This is a genomic window from Streptomyces sp. NPDC025651, assembly GCF_055558735.1.
On sequence record NZ_JBVHLZ010000005.1, the window covers coordinates 244,713 to 261,017 of the forward strand.

Annotated in this window: 16 protein-coding genes; 10 read left to right on the forward strand and 6 right to left on the reverse strand. The window is 73.2% G+C overall.

The annotated features are described in order from the left end of the window. Positions 1-41 precede the first annotated feature (41 nt). From ACZ4D5_RS20475 to ACZ4D5_RS20505, 7 genes are all read left to right on the forward strand, one after another. Positions 42-1,448, forward strand: a complete 1,407-nt coding sequence (locus ACZ4D5_RS20475; RefSeq protein WP_467773785.1) for a family 2B encapsulin nanocompartment shell protein — start codon at positions 42-44, stop codon at positions 1,446-1,448. Positions 1,449-1,550: 102 nt separating this feature from the next. Continuing rightward, a complete protein-coding gene (locus tag ACZ4D5_RS20480; RefSeq protein WP_467773786.1) occupies positions 1,551-2,612 on the forward strand; it encodes a family 2 encapsulin nanocompartment cargo protein polyprenyl transferase in 1,062 nt (353 codons plus the stop codon). Between the two features lie 336 nt (positions 2,613-2,948). After that, positions 2,949-3,194, forward strand: coding sequence for a hypothetical protein (locus tag ACZ4D5_RS20485; RefSeq protein WP_467773787.1), 246 nt, complete (start codon positions 2,949-2,951; stop codon positions 3,192-3,194). Positions 3,195-3,360: 166 nt separating this feature from the next. Then, positions 3,361-4,020, forward strand: a complete 660-nt coding sequence (locus ACZ4D5_RS20490) for a GNAT family N-acetyltransferase (protein ID WP_467773788.1) — start codon at positions 3,361-3,363, stop codon at positions 4,018-4,020. Positions 4,021-4,082: 62 nt separating this feature from the next. Next, positions 4,083-4,823, forward strand: a complete 741-nt coding sequence (locus tag ACZ4D5_RS20495; RefSeq protein ID WP_467773789.1) for an ANTAR domain-containing protein — start codon at positions 4,083-4,085, stop codon at positions 4,821-4,823. Positions 4,824-5,006: 183 nt separating this feature from the next. Continuing rightward, positions 5,007-5,276 carry a hypothetical protein gene (locus ACZ4D5_RS20500; protein ID WP_467773790.1) on the forward strand — a complete coding sequence of 90 codons (270 nt, stop codon included), beginning with the start codon at positions 5,007-5,009 and terminating at the stop codon, positions 5,274-5,276. Between the two features lie 234 nt (positions 5,277-5,510). Further along, positions 5,511-6,383 (forward strand): hypothetical protein, encoded by an 873-nt coding sequence (locus tag ACZ4D5_RS20505; protein ID WP_467773791.1) that lies wholly within the window; start codon positions 5,511-5,513, stop codon positions 6,381-6,383. Between the two features lie 49 nt (positions 6,384-6,432). On the opposite strand, the gene ACZ4D5_RS20510 is transcribed toward ACZ4D5_RS20505, so the two are convergent. Continuing rightward, a complete protein-coding gene (locus tag ACZ4D5_RS20510) occupies positions 6,433-6,978 on the reverse strand; it encodes a CGNR zinc finger domain-containing protein (RefSeq protein ID WP_467773792.1) in 546 nt (181 codons plus the stop codon). A 25-nt stretch (positions 6,979-7,003) separates the two neighbouring features. On the opposite strand from ACZ4D5_RS20510, the gene ACZ4D5_RS20515 reads away from it, so the two are divergent. Continuing rightward, complete coding sequence (locus ACZ4D5_RS20515; RefSeq protein ID WP_467773793.1) at positions 7,004-7,861, forward strand: EamA family transporter; 858 nt, start codon at positions 7,004-7,006, stop codon at positions 7,859-7,861. 369 nt (positions 7,862-8,230) lie between these two features. Here ACZ4D5_RS20515 and ACZ4D5_RS20520 read toward each other — a convergent pair whose 3' ends face one another. Then, positions 8,231-9,046, reverse strand: coding sequence for a tyrosine-protein phosphatase (locus ACZ4D5_RS20520; protein ID WP_467773794.1), 816 nt, complete (start codon positions 9,044-9,046; stop codon positions 8,231-8,233). Positions 9,047-9,121: 75 nt separating this feature from the next. Between ACZ4D5_RS20520 and ACZ4D5_RS20525 the strand changes: the two genes are divergently transcribed. Continuing rightward, positions 9,122-9,760 (forward strand): HAD-IA family hydrolase, encoded by a 639-nt coding sequence (locus ACZ4D5_RS20525; protein WP_467773795.1) that lies wholly within the window; start codon positions 9,122-9,124, stop codon positions 9,758-9,760. A gap of 172 nt (positions 9,761-9,932) precedes the next feature. On the opposite strand, the gene ACZ4D5_RS20530 is transcribed toward ACZ4D5_RS20525, so the two are convergent. After that, a complete protein-coding gene (locus ACZ4D5_RS20530; RefSeq protein ID WP_467773796.1) occupies positions 9,933-10,841 on the reverse strand; it encodes an aminoglycoside phosphotransferase family protein in 909 nt (302 codons plus the stop codon). A 72-nt stretch (positions 10,842-10,913) separates the two neighbouring features. Here ACZ4D5_RS20530 and ACZ4D5_RS20535 point away from each other — a divergent pair, with 72 nt between their 5' ends. After that, positions 10,914-11,984 carry a sigma factor gene (locus tag ACZ4D5_RS20535; RefSeq protein ID WP_467773797.1) on the forward strand — a complete coding sequence of 357 codons (1,071 nt, stop codon included), beginning with the start codon at positions 10,914-10,916 and terminating at the stop codon, positions 11,982-11,984. Between the two features lie 108 nt (positions 11,985-12,092). On the opposite strand, the gene ACZ4D5_RS20540 is transcribed toward ACZ4D5_RS20535, so the two are convergent. From ACZ4D5_RS20540 to ACZ4D5_RS20550, 3 genes are all read right to left on the reverse strand, one after another. Beyond that, the gene (locus tag ACZ4D5_RS20540) at positions 12,093-14,216 is read right to left on the reverse strand and encodes a GTP-binding protein (protein WP_467773798.1); all 2,124 of its coding nucleotides are present in this window, start codon (positions 14,214-14,216) and stop codon (positions 12,093-12,095) included. Positions 14,217-14,360: 144 nt separating this feature from the next. Next, on the reverse strand, positions 14,361-14,807 hold the full coding sequence (locus ACZ4D5_RS20545) for a hypothetical protein (protein ID WP_467773799.1): 447 nt from the start codon (positions 14,805-14,807) through the stop codon (positions 14,361-14,363). Continuing rightward, on the reverse strand, positions 14,804-16,246 hold the full coding sequence (locus ACZ4D5_RS20550) for a lysostaphin resistance A-like protein (RefSeq protein WP_467773800.1): 1,443 nt from the start codon (positions 16,244-16,246) through the stop codon (positions 14,804-14,806). The genes ACZ4D5_RS20545 and ACZ4D5_RS20550 overlap by 4 nt, the downstream gene beginning before the upstream one ends. Between the last annotated feature and the right edge of the window lie 59 nt (positions 16,247-16,305).

The window sequence follows — 16,305 nt, forward strand, 5'->3', positions numbered from 1 at the left end:
TCTGCGTGCAGATCACCGCAGGCACTCGGGAGGCACAGTCCATGTCGGTAGGCGAAGAGATCCGTACGGAGTCCGAGAAGCCGCAGCAGAGTCTCGGTACGTCGGCCGCGCGGAATCTGGCCACGACCACCAAGTCGGCCCCGCAGATGCAGGAGATCAGCTCCCGCTGGCTGCTGCGGATGCTGCCCTGGGTGCAGGTGCAGGGCGGCACGTACCGGGTGAACCGAAGGCTGAGTTACTCGGTCGGCGACGGCCGGGTGACCTTCGTGAAGACCGGCGACCAGGTCCAGGTGATCCCCGCCGAGCTCGGAGAGCTGCCGGTGCTGCGGGACTTCGAGGACCAGGACGTCCTCGCGGAGCTCGCCCAGCGCTGTCAGCAGCGGGAGTTCGTCGCGGGCGAGGTCCTGACCTCCTTCGGCAGCCCGGCGGACGAGGTGTTCCTGCTCGCGCACGGCCGCGTCGAGAAGATCGGCACCGGCCCGTACGGCGACGACACGGTGCTCGGCACCCTCGCCGACGGCGCCTACTTCGGAGAGCAGGCGCTCGTCGACTCCGAGTCCATCTGGGAGTACACCGCGCGCGCGGTGACCTCCGGCACGGTCCTCACGCTGCCCCGCCAGGACCTCGAACAGGTCGCGGAGCGCAGCGAGTCGCTGCGCGCCCACCTCCAGCAGCTGCGCTCCATCCCGGCCCAGCGCACCAACACGTTCGGCGAGGCACCCATCGACCTCTCGTCGGGCCACGTCGGCGAGGCCGTGCTCCCGGGCACCTTCGTGGACTACGAAGCCTCGCCGCGCGAGTACGAGCTGAGCGTCGCCCAGACAGTGCTGCGCATCCACACGCGCGTGGCCGACCTGTACAACCAGCCGATGAACCAGACCGAGCAGCAGCTGCGGCTGACCGTCGAGGCGCTCAAGGAGCGCCAGGAGCACGAGCTCATCAACAACCGCGAGTTCGGCCTCCTGAACAACTGCGAGTACGACCAGCGGATCCAGCCGCACGACGGCGTGCCCAGCCCGGACGACCTGGACGAACTGCTCAGCCGCAGGCGCGGGTCCAAGCTCTTCCTCGCCCACCCGCGCGCCATCGCCGCGTTCGGCCGCGAGCTCAACAAGCGCGGTCTCGTCCCCGAGACCATCGACGTGGGCGGCAACCGGATCCCGACCTGGCGGGGCGTCCCGATCTACCCGTGCAACAAGATCCCGGTCACCGAGGCCCGTACGACGTCCATCATCTGCATGCGTACGGGCGAGGAGGAGCAGGGCGTCGTCGGCCTGCGCCAGAGCGGCATCCCGGACGAGATCGAACCGAGCCTGTCCGTACGGTTCATGGGCATCAGCGAGCAGGCGATCATCTCGTACCTGGTGTCGACCTACTACTCCGCGGCGGTGCTCGTGCCCGACGCGCTCGGCGTCCTGGAGAACGTCGAGATCGGCCGCTGGAGGTGAGCCCTGGCCCGTGTCCGTGCCCCTGGCACGGGGTACACCCCCTGCGTACGCGCCCACAGGTCGAGGAACCGCCACCGTTCGCATCCTTCCCGGGGTGAGTCCATGACGGACACGACGACGGACACGACGACGGACACGGCCCACGAGGCCGCGGAGATCCTGGCCTCCACGCGTGCGTACGTCGATCCGGAGCTGCGCAGGGCGATCGAGTCGCTGCCCGGATCGATGCGCCGGATCGCGCTCTACCACTTCGGGTGGGAGCACGCGGACGGCACACCGTCGGCGGGGAACGCGGGCAAGGCCATCCGGCCGGCGCTCGTCCTCGCCGCGGTGCGGGCGCTCGGCGGGGAACCCGCCACGGCCGTGCGGGCGGCAGCCGCCGTGGAGTTGATCCACAACTTCACGCTCCTGCACGACGACGTGATGGACCGCGACACCACCCGCAGGCACCGGCCCACCGCCTGGACCGTGTTCGGCGACGCCGACGCGATCCTCGCCGGTGACGCCCTGCAGGCCCTGGCGCAGCGGCTGCTCGCCGAGGACCCCCACCCGGGGGCCCCGGCGGCGGCCGCCCGCCTCGCCGCCTGCGTCGTGGAGCTCTGCGCCGGCCAGCACGCGGACTGCGCCCTGGAGCGGCGCGGCCCGGACGAGGTCACGCTCGACGAGTGCCTCGCCATGGCCGAGGCCAAGACGGGGGCGCTGCTCGGCTGCGCCTGCGCGCTCGGCGCGCTCTACGCGGGCGCGGGCCGCGACGAGGTCGACGCGCTGGACGGGTTCGGCCGCCAAGCCGGGCTCGCCTTCCAGCTCATCGATGACGTCATCGGCATCTGGGGCGACCCGGGGCACACCGGCAAGCCCGCGGGCGCCGACCTCGCGGCCCGCAAGAAGTCCCTGCCGGTGGTCGCGGCCCTGGCCTCGGGCACACCGGCCGCGGCCGAACTCGCCGAGCTCTACGCGCGGCCGCCCGGCGGGACAGGCGGCCTGGAGTACGCCGCGCGGGCGGCGGGCGCCGTGGAGCGCGCGGGCGGTCGCGACTGGGCGCAGGTGCACGCCGCCGACCGGATGTCCCTGGCGATCGGCCAGCTCGCCACGGCGGTTCCGGACCCGGAGTCGGCGGGCGGCCTGCTGGCACTCGCCGAGTTCGTGACACGGCGCACGCAATGAGGAGACGTACGCGGTGGGGTGGGCGCAGTGGGGTGTACGTGGTGAGACGTGTGCATGGGGCGTACGTGGTGAGGCGTACGTGGTGAGACATGTGTGGTGAGACATGTGTGGTGAGGCGTATGTGGCGAGACGCGTGCGGTGAGGCGTACGCGCTGAGGAGAAGAGGAGCCGATAGCGGTACGAGATGATGACGGGGAAGTGCGCATGGCGCGCCCACGGGAGGCCCATCCGGGGATACGGGGGGCCGGGGACGGCTAGAACAGCCGCGTTCACCCCCCGTCCGGATTTCCGGACCCCCTGGTCCGGAACCCCGGACCTCCCCAGTGAGGACATGCCATGCCATCTGCCCGCAGAGCGCTCGGAGCCGTCGCCTCCGCCACCCTGGCCGTGCTCGCCGCCCCCGCCGTGGCGCATGCCGACGGCGAGGAGCTGACCACGGCCTATGTCCCGGCTGTTGCGAAAGTGAACAAGCCAATCGACGCGGCCCAGTTGGAGTCCGTGCCCGAGGCCGTGCACAAGGCCCTCGACAAGCTGGCCACGCACCGCAACGACAAGCTCAGTCAGAGTGCTCTCGGCGGCTGACCCCGCACGGTCCGAAGGGCCCCGCACGCCACCGCGATCCGGCCAGGCTGCGGGGCCCTTCCCTGCGCGTGGACACGATCACTTAGGCTGCAACCGGCGGGCCCGGGAGCCGAGTTGGACAGCGGGTGCGCGCCGTCGAACGTGAGCGATCGGTAAGGGGCGGGCTGTGGGTGTGGCGATCCGGAGAGCCGGGGAGGGCGACCGCGACCACGTGGTCGGGCTGCTCGACGCGGCGTTCATGCAGGACCCGGTGAGCAGCTGGGTCCTGCCCGGCGACGCGTACCGCCTGCGGACGCACGGTGCGTTGATGGGAGCCTTCTTCGACATCGCGCTCGACGAGGGGTACGTCGACGTCACCGAGGACGGCGCCGCCGTGGCGATGTGGTGGTCGGTGCCCGCCGGTGCGCACGGAGACGAACGCGGGCAGAGAGACGAAGGCGTGCGCGAAGGCGAAGAAGGGGAGGGCGCGGCGGACGGTCCCGCGCTGCTGCGCCAGGCCGTCGACCCGGACAACGAACGGGTCGAGATGATCGGCCGGTTGACGGACGCGATCCACCCCACCGACCGGGCGCACCAGTATCTGCACCTGGTCGCCGTGCACCCCGACCGGCAGGGCGAAGGGCTCGGCACGGCGCTGGTCTCCGCCGTGCTCGACCGCTGCGACCGCGAGGGTCTGCACGCGTATCTGGAGGCGAGCAACGCGCGTAGCCGTGACCTGTACACGCGCCTGGGCTTCGCCTTCATGGGGACGGCGCTCGACCTGCCCGACGGGCCGCGCATGTGGCCCATGTGGCGTGAGCCGCGCGCGGTGGGGGCGGCCCGCTGACCCCGCTGTCGCCCCCCCCCCGCGAACCGAAGTGTCGTACTCACTCAGGATCGGAGGGTGGCATGGAGTTCCTGCAGGACCTGACAGTTCGCTGTGTGGGCCTGCTCGGGGTCTCGGGGGCGGTGGTGCTGCTCATGTGTGATCCGGGCGGTGTCGTCGAGGCGTCGGACGAGCGGACGCGGGCGCTCGAAATGTCCGCGCTGCGCCAGGGCGAGGGCCCCTGTCTGGAGAGCTGCCGCTCCGGTGCGGCGCTGACGGACGTGGACCTCGGCGGGGCGGAGGCGGCCGCGCGATGGCCGCGGTACGCGGCGCGGGCGCGGGCCGCGGGCTTCACCGCGATGCAGGCCCTGCCGTTGCGGCACGAGGCGGCGGGCGATGAGCGGGTCGTGGGCGCGCTCGGCCTGTTCCATGGGGAGGGTGCGCTCGACCCGTTCCGTGAGGAGGGCGGGCTCGGCCCGGTCCATGGGGAGCGCGGGCCCGGCCCTTTCCATGGGGAGCGCGGGTCCGGCGCGGACCGGTTCGCGTTCGCGCAGACCCTCGCCGATCTCGCGGCGGCCGTGGTCCTGCGGCAGCGGTCCCTGGAGCAGAGCGACGTGCAGCGCGGGCAGCTGCAGGCGGCGCTCACCAGCAGGGTCGTGATCGAGCAGGCCAAGGGCGTGCTCGCCGAGCGGTGGCAGTGCTCGGTCGACGAGGCGTTCGCGGTGCTGCGGGAGTACGCGCGGTCCCGGCGGTTGCGGCTCACGGAGGTCGCCCGGCAGGTGGTGGCGCGGGAGCGGGACGTCGCGGAGCTGCGGCCGCGCTGAGGAAGCTGCGGTCGCGCTGAGGAAGCTGCGGTCGCGGGACTGCCCAGCCGGGCCGAACCGGAATAACCTGGAGGTATGGGCAACGAAGGGCCTCGGTCCGGCCCCGGCCCGCAGAATGAGCCTGTGTGCGCACTCTGTGGACGACCGGTGGGCACGACGATCCGGAGGCGCAAGGTGCTCGGGGTGTTCGTCCCTGTGTGGGGCCCCGGGCCGTGCCGCAACGCGCAGTGCGAGGCGTGCGTCGAGGAGACGGCCAAGGCCGAGGGGCGCGCGGTCGCGAGGCGTTCACGTTCCCGGTACGGCAGGAGGCACGCGGCGCCGGGTGGCGCCACCGGCAGGAGCGGCGGTGACGGGGTCGATGCCGGTGCCGACGTCAGCGGCGACGAGGGAAGTGACGACGCGAGCGGCGAAGGCGAGAGCGGCGACGACAAGAGCGGCGAAGCCGTCAAGTAGGCGCCCCGGCCGCTGACTTGGTATGCCCCGGCCGACCCTCCGTGCGTACACACCGCACCCACGGCGTAAGGTCCGACGGATCCGTGGATCCGCCTGGGGAGGGGTGCGATGAAGGTGCGGTGGGCTGTACTGGCGCTGGTGGGTGCGGTGTTGGCGGGGTGCGGTGCCGGATCCGGTGCCGGATCCGGTTCAGGGACCGGCCAGGGCTCTGCGCACGGGCCCGGGGTGCCGAGAGTGAAGAGCAAAGAGGACGTCCCCGAATTCCCTCTGGACCGCTATGAGTTCAGCGCAAAGGACAACAAGCGGATGGGGGAAGCGCAGTCGCGTCTCGCGCAGCGGTGCATGCGCTCCTTCGGGTACGCCGACTTCCCGCTCCATCCCAGGCGGCGCGGCGAGGCGAGCAGGGGCGGCGGCGAGGGGAGCGGCGGCGGCAGCGCTTTCCTGGCGATCTCCACGGTGTCCCCCTACGGCATGCTCGACCTCGGCCACGTCCGCCGCTGGGGCTACGGCTTCGACCCGGACGGCCTGCGGACCTGGCGGTCGGACGCGGCGCCGAGGGGACGGGCCCTGCGGCAGGGCGAGTTCGAGGTGCTGTACGGCACCTTCGGCGCGGGGGAGGACGGCGCCACCGCTGTCGTGCGCGGCCGCAAGGTCCCCAAGGGCGGCTGCTCCGGAGAGGCCGCGCGGAAGGTCATGGGGGACGTCACGAAGACGGCGCGCCTATGGGCGTACGTCGCCGAGCGCACCCGGAAGCTCGACAAGGAGGTCGCCAAGGACGCGCGCGTCCGCAAGGCCTTCCGCGACTGGTCGCTCTGCGTCGAGGGCAAGGGCTTCAAGCGGTACGAGAGCCCGGCCCACGCCTTTCGCGACAAGGCGTGGCGCAAGGGTGTGAACGGCGGCAACACCTCTCGTACGACAAGGGAGTTGGGTACGGCCGTCGCCGACGTGGAATGCAACCGGGAGCTGAACACCGCCGGGGTGTGGTGGGTCGTCGCCGACGAGAAGCAGCGCGCCGACCTGCGCCGCCACAAGGACCGGTACGACGCCGTGCGCGAGGACCAGGACCGGGTGCGGGCCACGGTGCGCGAGGTGCTCGGCGAGGAGTGAGGCCGAGGCTCAGGAGGCGGCCTCGGCTCCGGCCGCTCCCGTGACCGCTCTAACCGCTCCCGTGACTGCTCCGGTCGGCCCCGTGGCCGCGCCCCCGGCTCCGGTGCCGCGCCACCGCGTCGTTGTTGGCGCACCGCACCGAGCAGTACGCGCGCCGGCCGTTGCGGGACGTGTCGACGAAGGCGAGGCCGCAGCCCGCGCGGGCGCAGCGGCCCAGGCGGTGGGCGTCGGCGAAACAGACGACGTAGGCGAGTCCCGCCGCCGTCAGGGCGCGGACGTGGGCGGCCGGATCGGCGGCGGGGGCGCTGTAGTGGAAGTGCGGGCGGCCGTCGTGCAGGGAGATGCGGGGGCTGCTGGAGGCCTGGGCGAGCAGGGAGTTGACGGTGTCGCAGCGCCGCCGGAGCTCCTGCGGGCCGAAGCACTCCGCGAGGAGCGCGGCCCAGTCGCGCAGGTCGCTCTCCTGGGCATCGGTCAGGGCGTGGTCCACGACGCCGTGCGCGGCGAGCAGCGGTGACAGCGGCGGCGCCTGTGGCAGCGAGTTGACCAGCGCGGCGGCGAGCAGGGCGGCCTCGCCTCCGTAATGGTTGAAATGCATAAGGGCATGACATCACGGTGTGGGCGTGAGACATGCGGAGGGGGAGAGCGGGCGGAGCGGGCGGGTCGCCGCCGGGCTCGTGCTCGCGCAGATCGTCAGCCTGCAGCTGGGGTCCGCGGTCGCCAAGGGCGCGTACGGGCAGGTCGGGCCCACCGCTCTGGCCGGGATGCGGCTCGGCTTCGCGGCGCTCGTCCTGTGGGCGGTGGTCCGGCCGCGGCTCACGGCCCTCACGGCGGCGCAGTGGCGGGCCGCGGCCGGGCTCGGCGTGGTCTTCGCGGGCATGAACGCGGCGTACTTCCAGGCGATACGGCACCTTCCCCTGGGCCTCGCCGCCACCCTCGAACTGCTCGGTCCGCTCACCCTCGCGCTCGCCCTGTCCCGCAGGGCGGCGCACCTCCTGTGCGGGCTGCTCGCCCTCGCCGGGGTGCTGCTGCTCGCCGTGCCCGGCAGCGAGTCGGCGGGCGCGGGCATCGTGGCGGGCGCGGCGGCCGCGCTGTGCCGCGCCGGCTACGTGGTCCTCAACCAGCGCGTGGGCCGCCTCTTCCCCGGCTGGGACGGGCTCACCGCGGCCCTGGGGATCGGGGCCTGCCTGCTGGTGCCGGTGGCGGCGGTGGCCGAGGGGCGGTCCGTCGCGGCGCATCCGGCGGTTCTGGGCATCGGGCTCCTCGTCGCGCTGCTGTCGTCCCTGATCCCGTACTCCCTGGACATGCTGGCCCTGCGCCGCATCGGCGCACGCGGCTTCGGCGTACTGCTGGCGCTCGGGCCCGCGGTGGGGGCCGGGGTGGGGTTCACGGTGCTGGGGGAACGGCTCGGGCCGCGCGAGTGCGTGGCGGTCGCCCTGGTGGTCGCGGCGGGGGTGTGGTCGGTGCGGGCGGGGGAGTGAGGGGGCGGGAAGCCGTGGCGGGGCGGTGCCGTGGTTCTTGCCGGGCAAGGTTGTGGCTTCTGCCCGGCAAGAGCGGCGGCTTCTGCGGGGCAGCGGCGTGGCTTCTGCCGGGCGGTGTCGTGGCTCTTGCCGGGCTTCGCCGACCAGGCCCTGCTGTGGCGCGGCTCCGGCGAGGCCGCGTGTCCGTACTTGCTTGGTTGTGCTGGCCGGTCTTCCGCAGTGGCGTGGCCTTTGTCCGGCCGCGCGGGCCCTGCCGTGGCGCGGCTCCGGCGCGGTCGCGTGCCAGTACGTGCTTGGCCGTGCTGGCCGGACTCCCGCCGCGTGGCAGTTTCCGACCGGCCCGCGATCAGGCCCCGCCGCGTCGTCGGCTCAGGCCTCGGCCCCAGCCCCGGACGTTGCTGTCCTCTCCGCCTCCCCCTCCAGCAGCGCATCGCGCAGTGCTCCGACGAACTGGTCGTCCACTCCCAGGAGTTCCTCCGCGTATGCGCGAACCGACCCGTGCCGTCTGGTCAGTTCGGCGAGGAACAGGGTCATCACCTCGGCGGGGGCCCTGCCGTAGCCCGGCCAGATGTCGCCCGCGTCGGGGTGGGCGGCGCGCCAGTCGGTGAGGAGGCGTTCCGAGGCCAGCTCGGTGAGTGCGAAGTCCGCCACGATGTCGTCCTCGGAGACGCCCAGCAGCGCCAGGACGAGGGCCGCGATCAGGCCCGTGCGGTCCTTGCCCGAAGCGCAGTGGAAGACCAGGGGAGCGTCCTCGGCGCCCGCCGCCGCGATGACGTCGAGCGCGCCGCGGATCTCCTTGACGCCGTCGTACGCCACCTCCACGTACCGCTCGGCGAGGTAGGGACCCGGCGCGACGTCCGGGCCGAGGGCGGGCTGGTCGTAGGGCCGGTGCTCGATGCTCAGGTGGTGGTACGCGAGCCCGGGCACCTCCGGTACGCGGCCCTTGGCGCCGATCTCCCAGTCGTAGCGCAGATCGACGACGGCGCGGACGCCGAGTCCGAGGAAGCGGTCCCAGTCCGCGCGCTCGGCCTCGGAGGCCCCCTCGTCGGCGCGCAGCTTGCCGAGCGAGTCGGCGCGGTACAGGACGCCCCACCGCACCGTGCGGCCGTCGTCGGCCCGATGGCCGCCCAGGTCGCGGAAGTTGTGCAGGCGGGCGAACGGTATGTGTCTGTCTCCGGTGCTCACACCGCCGGACCCTACGGGAGGCCCCGGGGCCGGGCCACGGATATCCGTGCAGGATCCGCGTGATAGACACATGCGATGACGATCTCCGGCCGAGCGTTCGACGCCGTACTGAGTGACCTCGACGGCGTGATCCGCTTCTACGACATGGCGGAACTGGAGCAGGCGGAGCGCGACGCGGGACTGCCGCGTGGCGCCACCGCCGAGGTCGCCTTCGCGCCCGAGACCGATCTGCCGCTGATGCGGGGCGAGATCACCAAGGAGCAGTGGATCGAGTCGATCGCCCGCGGACTCGCGGACCGGGTGCCGCCGGTGCGCGGTCGCGCGCTCGGGGCGACACTGGCCGAGGCCAAGTTCCGGGCCGACGAGACGGTGGTGGGCCTGCTGCGGCAGGTCCGCGCGGCCGGCCTGCCCGTCCTGCTCGTCACGAACGCGACGCCGTGGCTCGCCGACGACCTGGCCCTCCTCGGCCTCACCGGACCGGACGGGCTCGTGGACGACGTGATCAGCAGCGCGGACCTGGGCGTCGTGAAGCCGGACCGGGACATCTACGAGACGGCGGCGCGCCGGGCCGGGGTCGCCCCCGACCGCTGCCTCTTCGTGGACGACCGCGAGGAGAACGTGGACGCGGCGAGGGCGCTCGGCATGACGGGGCTTCTGTACCGCGAACCGGAGGATCTGCGGGCGGTGTTGGAGCCGCTGCTCCTCCTGTCCTAGCCGCCGCTCCTGTCCTGCCGCTGTTCGCGCCTTGGCCGTTGTCCCCGTCCTGGCCGCTGTTCGCGCCTTGGCCGCTGCTCCCATCCTCGCCGCTGCTCCCGTCCCAGCTGTTGTTCCCGTCCCAACCGCTGTTCGCGTCCCAGCCGCTCTTCCGGCCGTGCCCGCCCAGGCCTCAGCAGCCCCCGTGCTCCGCGAAGTCGTCCAGTACCGCGTTCAGATGGCGCAGCGCCGCCGTCACCCGTGCCGGGATCGCGAAGAACGGGTCGTCCGGCACCGGCAGCGATCCCGCGAGGGCGATGCCGCGGGCCCGTGCCCAGGTAGCGTCGTCCATCGCGACCGCCTCACGGAAGGTCTCCCTGGCCTGCGCGGGCAGGAACATCCACGTGGGGATGAGGTCGCAGGCGGGGTCGCCCACGGCCAGCGTCCCGAAGTCGATGACGGCGCTCAACCGCCCGTTCACCGCAAGGAGGTTGCCGGTCGCCAGGTCGCCGTGCAGCCAGACCGGGGCGCGGTCCCAGGCCGGTGCCGCGAGCGCCGCGTCCCACACCGCCGTCACGGCGTCCGTGTCGACGACGCCGTCCAGCTTCGCGATCTTGGCACGGACCAGCGAGTCGGCGGCCAGTGAGTCGCACTCGGTGCCCACGCGCTCGCCGCGGAAGGCGTTGCTCTCGTCCGGCGCCGGGCCACCCGTCGCGTCGATCTTCTGCAAGGCGCCGATGAACTCCGCGAGTTCGGCCGCCGTGCGCACCGGGTCGGCGAGCCCCTCGGTGGTCGCGGCCTCGCCCTCCAGCCAGCGGTAGACCGACCAGGGGAAGGGGTAGCCCTGGCCGGGCCGCCCCTTGGCGATCGGCGTGGAGACGGTGAGCGGCAGCTGCGGGGCGAGCCACGGCAACCACCGCTGCTCCCGTTCCACCTGCCCGATCCACCGGGGGTGGCGCGGCAGGCGTACGGACATGTCGTCGCCGAGCCGGAACGTCGCGTTGTCCATGCCGGGCAGCGGTACCGGCGCGACGGGCAGGTCCGCCCACTGCGGGAACTGCTCGGCGAGCAGACGGCGTACGAGGTCGGCTTCGATCTTCACGGGCAACTCCTGCTCGGCGGGGGCGGGTTCTGGTCGGCGGGGGCGGTTTCCGGACATGGGAGAATGCGACAGATGAACGACAGTGGATCGGCGCAGGCCGCGCTCGCGGCCCGGTTCGAGGAGCACAGGCCCCGCCTGAACGCGGTCGCGTACCGCATGCTCGGCTCGCTGAGCGAGTCCGAGGACGCGGTGCAGGAGGCGTGGTTGCGCCTGAGCCGCACGGAACGGGGCTCGGCCTCGGGGGCGAACTCGGCTTCGGGCTCGGCCGCGGACTTGGGCTCAGCCTCGGATTCGGGCTCGGGCTCAGCCTCGGATTCGGCCTCGGCCTCGGACTCGGACTCGTACTCGGACTCGTACTCGGGCTCGGGCTCGGCCCCGGGCGAGGTGCGGAACCTGGGCGGTTGGCTGACCACCGTCGTCGGCCGGATCTGCCTCGATCTGCTGCGCTCGCGGCAGTCCCGGCGCGAGGACTTCCTGGACACCACGGCACAGGCCGCGTGGGAGTCACACGTGCCGGATCCGGTCGTGAGCCGGGTGGACGTGGTCGACCCCGAGCAGGAGGCGCTGCTCGCCGACTCGGTCGGCCTCGCGCTGCTCGTCGTCCTGGACACCCTCGCGCCCGCCGAACGCCTCGCGTTCGTGCTGCACGACATGTTCGCCGTGCCCTTCGACGAGATCGCGCCCGTCGTGGAGCGCTCGGCGGCCGCGACGCGCCAGCTGGCCAGCCGGGCCCGCCGCCGTGTGCAGGGCTCCGCCCCCGCGCCGGAGACCGACGTCGCCAAGCAGCGCGAGGTCGTCGAGGCCTGGATGGCCGCGACGCGCGCCGGTGACTTCGAGGCGCTCCTCGAACTCCTCGACCCGGACGTCGTGTTGCGCGCGGACACCGGCGAGCTGTCCTCGGGCCTGTCGAAGCTGGTGCGGGGTGCGGCGACGGTGGCCGGGCAGGCCGCGATGTTCGCGCAGCTCGCCGAGCACCAGTACGTGGTGCTCGTCAACGGCCTGCCGGGCCTGGCCGCGGCGCCGGGCGGCGAGGTGGTCTCGCTCGGCTCCTTCACGGTCGTGGACGGCAGGATCGTGGAGATCGACATCATCGCGGACCGCGAGCGGCTGCGGAGCCTGGGCGTTCCGACGGCGGGGGCCTGAGCGCAGGCATCGGAGGCCTGGGCCCGGGTAACGGGGGCTTGGGCGCAGGCATCGGAGGCCGGGGCCCAGGTGACGCCGGTCTGGGCCCCGGTGTGCGCGAGGGCGCTGTCAGGCATGGACGGCACCCTCCCGCCCCTTGCCTCTCCCGCTTCCCCCGCCGTCCGTCCTGCGCACCACCCGCAGCAGATAGTCCTTGCGGTGGAGCGGGTCGTTGTCCGTCCGCTCGCGCGTCGGGACCGTGCCGCCGCGCACGGGCTCGTAGTGGTCGAAGGCGGTCTCCAACTCGCCCTCGCCACGCGTGAGTCCGGGCAGCATCTGCTCCAGCGCGTGCACCTGCTTCGCCGGGATGTCCCCTTCCAGCAGGTACGACGCTCCGCTCGTCGTCGGCGTGTGCGGCACGGCCCGCAGCCGTGTGAGGACGGGCAGCACCGCCCCGAACGTGTCGGCGGGGACGTCGAGCCGGAAGCGGTGCATCGGCTCGTGCACCGCCGTGCCCGCCCGGCGCAGCGCGTCCATCAGGACCAGCGGCGTCAGATTGCGGAAGTCGCCGGCCGTGCTCGACATGCTCTTGTCGAACGTGCCGTGCGCGTGGCTCTGCCGCGGCCAGTACCCGGCGTGCGTCATCGTGACGACGCAGTCGGGGACGCGCCAGCCGTGAAGGCCCTGCCGCAGCGTCTCCCTGACGGTCTCCTCGACCGCGCGGAAGAACGCGTACGGCATCGAACCGAGCTCGACGCCGAGCCGGAACTCCACACCCGCGCCGACCGGCGCGGGCTCCACCCGCAGGCCGACCGTGGCGAGGAACGGATTGGGGTCCTTGTCGATGATCTCGAACGCCGAGCCCGTGCACACGACCCGCTCCACGCAGATCGTCGTGGTCTCCCTGAAGGAGACGTCGAGCCCGAAGTCCTCGGCGAGCGTGGCCTGGATGACCTCCTTCTGCACCTCGCCGTAGAGCGAGACCGACACCTCCTGGCGGATCTCGTCCTGCCGCAGGTCGATCAGCGGGTCCTGCTCGGCGAGCTGGGTGAGCGCGACGTGCAGCGCGCCGCGGTCGGCGGGGCGCAGCGGGGTGACGACGGTCTCCAGGGTCGGTGGCGCGAAGAAGTGCTCACCGGGATCAACTCCCTTGCGGGGTACGCCGATCACGTCGCCGATCCGGACGTCGCCGAGCCCCCACAGCTTGCCGATCTGTCCCGCGCGGACCTCCGTGCGGCGCGCGTCCGTGCCGCGGTCGAAGACGCCGACGGAGGTGACCTTGCCCTCGCGGGCGGCCCCGCCTTCGCCGTCGTGTCCGGTGCCGATGTCCACGCGGTCGCGTGTGCGGACCGTGCCCGAGAACATGCGTACGTACGCGATCTTCTCCCCGGCGGTGCCGCGCTCGACCTTGAACACGCTGCCGGAGACCGGCGCTTCGGCGTCCCCGGCGGACGACGGCAGCAACTCCCGGATGCCGTCGGTCAGTTCGCGGACGCCCACGCCCGTCATCGCCGAGCCGAAGAACACCGGGTGCACCAGCGCGCGGTGGGTCTGCTCGGCCAGTCCGGCGCGGAGACGGTCGTACGAGAGGGACGCCGCGTCCTCGACGTACGCGGAGAGGATCGCGTCGTCGTGCCCGGCGAGCAGCTCGGTGAGGGGGGTGACGAAGCGGTCGTCGTCGGCGGTGAACGGGGTGAAGCGCGCGTCGCGCGTGCCGATGCCGGGGACCGTGCCCATCGGGACGATGTCCGGGGTCAGCCGCTCGGCGATGTGCCGCAGGACGCCCTCGTACCGCGCGCCGCCGCGGTCGGCCTTGTTCACGAAGATCAGCGTCGGGATGCGCAGACGGCGCAGCGTGCGCAGCAGGACGCGGGTCTGTGCCTGGACGCCCTCCACGGCGGAGACCACGAGCACGGCGCCGTCGAGCACGCCGATCACCCGCTCCACCTCGGCGATGAAGTCCGGGTGGCCGGGGGTGTCGATGAGATTGACCGTGACGCCTCCGCCGTCACCTCCGCCTTCGTCCGCGCCCTCGGGGGCGTCGATGACGAAGGAGACGACCGCGGACTTGATGGTGATGCCGCGCTGTCGTTCCAGGGCGAGCGAGTCGGTCTGCGTGCTGCCGTCGTCGACGCGGCCGACCTCGTCGATGACACCGGCGGCGTGCAGGAGCCGCTCGGTCAGGCTGGTCTTACCGGCGTCGATGTGGGCCAGAATGCCCAGGTTCAGGGTGTGCGGAGCAGATGAATGCACGTACGGTCATGTCCTTTGAAGAGGTGGGGATTTCTTCGGGGCGGGACATGCACGAACGCCGCATTTCCTTCTCCTTCGTCGACTCCGCCGGGCGTGTGCCGGCTGCCGCCAGTGCAGCAGCCGGGGCGCGGGCGCCGCAAGTGATTAAGGCCGGGGGCGGGCCTCCCCGCCGGTGCGGCGGGACTCCGTGTGCCGCACCCACAGGCCGAGGCCCGCGGCGACCGCGAGGACCGGTCCGATCAGGGCGGGCGCGGGTACGCCGTTGCCGAGGGCGGCCTCGGGGCGTACGGCGACGACCGTCACGATCGCCGCCGCCGCGACGGCCGCCGCCGCGGTGGCCACGCGTCGTGACCGGCGGTCCGCGCGACCGCGCAGGAAGCCGGCCGCGGCGACCCACACCGCGATCGCGGTGAGCGCGGACAGCGTGGTCCTCGCGTTCACCGGAACCTCGTTCCAGCCGCGCAGCAGCCACTTGTAGAGCAGCCACACGCCGTGGGCGAGCAGCATCTCCGCGACACCGCGCCGCACCAGGGAGCGCGTGGCCCGCTCCTCCGCCCCGGCGCGGACGCGCGCCGCCTCCAGGGCGCTCATCGCCCGGCTCCCGCGTCGGCGCAGCCGCCTGAGCCGCCTGCCGGGGGGCTTGCACCGTCGCTCGTGCTGTCACCTGCCGCGAGGCCCGCGCCGCCGCGGGGCGCACCGCCCCCGCTTCCCGCGCCTGGCGTGCGCGCCCCGTCCATGGTGCCGGGCGCCGTGTCCCGGCGGGGTGTGCTGCTTTCGGTGGGGGAGCCGTCTCGTCGGGGCGTGCTGCCTCCGGCGTGCGGGCCGTCCCGGCCGGGCGTGCCGTTTTCGATCGGGGAGCCGCCCCGGCTGGGCATGCCGTTTCGGGTCGGGGAGCCGTCCCGGCCGGACATGCTGTCCCCGGCGTGCAAGCCGCCCCAGCCGGGCGCACCGTCGGCTCGCCCGGGCGTACCCGCGCCCCGCCCCGGCACACCGCCTCCACCCGAGGCGGCACCCCCGCCAGGCACCCCGCCCTCGCTCACCGACGCGATCCGGTGCCGTCCCGCCAGGCGCAGCACCACGGCCGCGTACGCGCAGACCACCGTCACGTCGACGCCCACCGCCATCCAGTTCATGTCGGCGGCCGTCTCGTCGGAGGACAGGGCGCCGGCTATCGCGGACGACGCGCCCAGCGCCAGCAGGTTGTTGAGGACGTGGAGGCCGATCGCGGCCTCAAGGCCACCGGTGCGGATCGTCAGGAAGCCCGTGACCAGGCCGAACACCACCAGGTCGGCGAAGCCCCACGCCGTGCCCCACCCGTGGGCCGAGGCGAACAGCAGGGCCTGCGGCACGATCGCCACCCACGGCGAGCGGCACCAGGCGCCGACCGCCTGTGTGAGCCAGCCCCGGAACACGTACTCCTCGGCCGACGCCTGGAACGGCACGAGCACGCACACCATCGCGAGGCCGAGCAGGAAGTCGGGGAGCCCGGCCCATTCCATGCTCTCCCCGGCGCCGTCCCCCGTCTCGGGCAGCAGCATGATCCCCAGGGACGCGACGACCAGCGGAAGCCCCACCGCCATGCACCGCCCCAGCCAACGCCACCGAAGCCGTCCGGTCACCGCTGAAACGGAACCCGCGGGACGTCGCTGCGCCCACCGCGCGGCCAGGGACACCACGGGTGTGACCAGGGCGAGCGACAGCAGGGCTTGTCCCGTCTCCGCGATGCCGCCCCAGATACGGAACCCGTCCTTGTCCACGGGGCGGTCCAGGAACGCGCCCGCTGTCTCCGCGGCGCACAGCACGGCCAGCGTCACGACGAGAGCACCGGCGAGCACCAGGCCGGTCCCGGCCAGGGGGCGCCACCAGCGGTGCGTTCCGGTGGACAGGGCGAGGCGGTGGTAGGGGAGGGGCGGTGCGGTGTACGGGGGCTCGGGGGTGTGCGGCGGGTGGGGCGCGTACGTGTATGCGTACGGGTCGGGGGCCGGGTGTGCTGGGTGTGGCGGATGGGAGCCGTGGGGCTTCGTGGTCATGGGAACAAGCATTCCGGCGGCCGGACGCCGGGGCGTCGGCCGTCCGTACGATCGCGCAC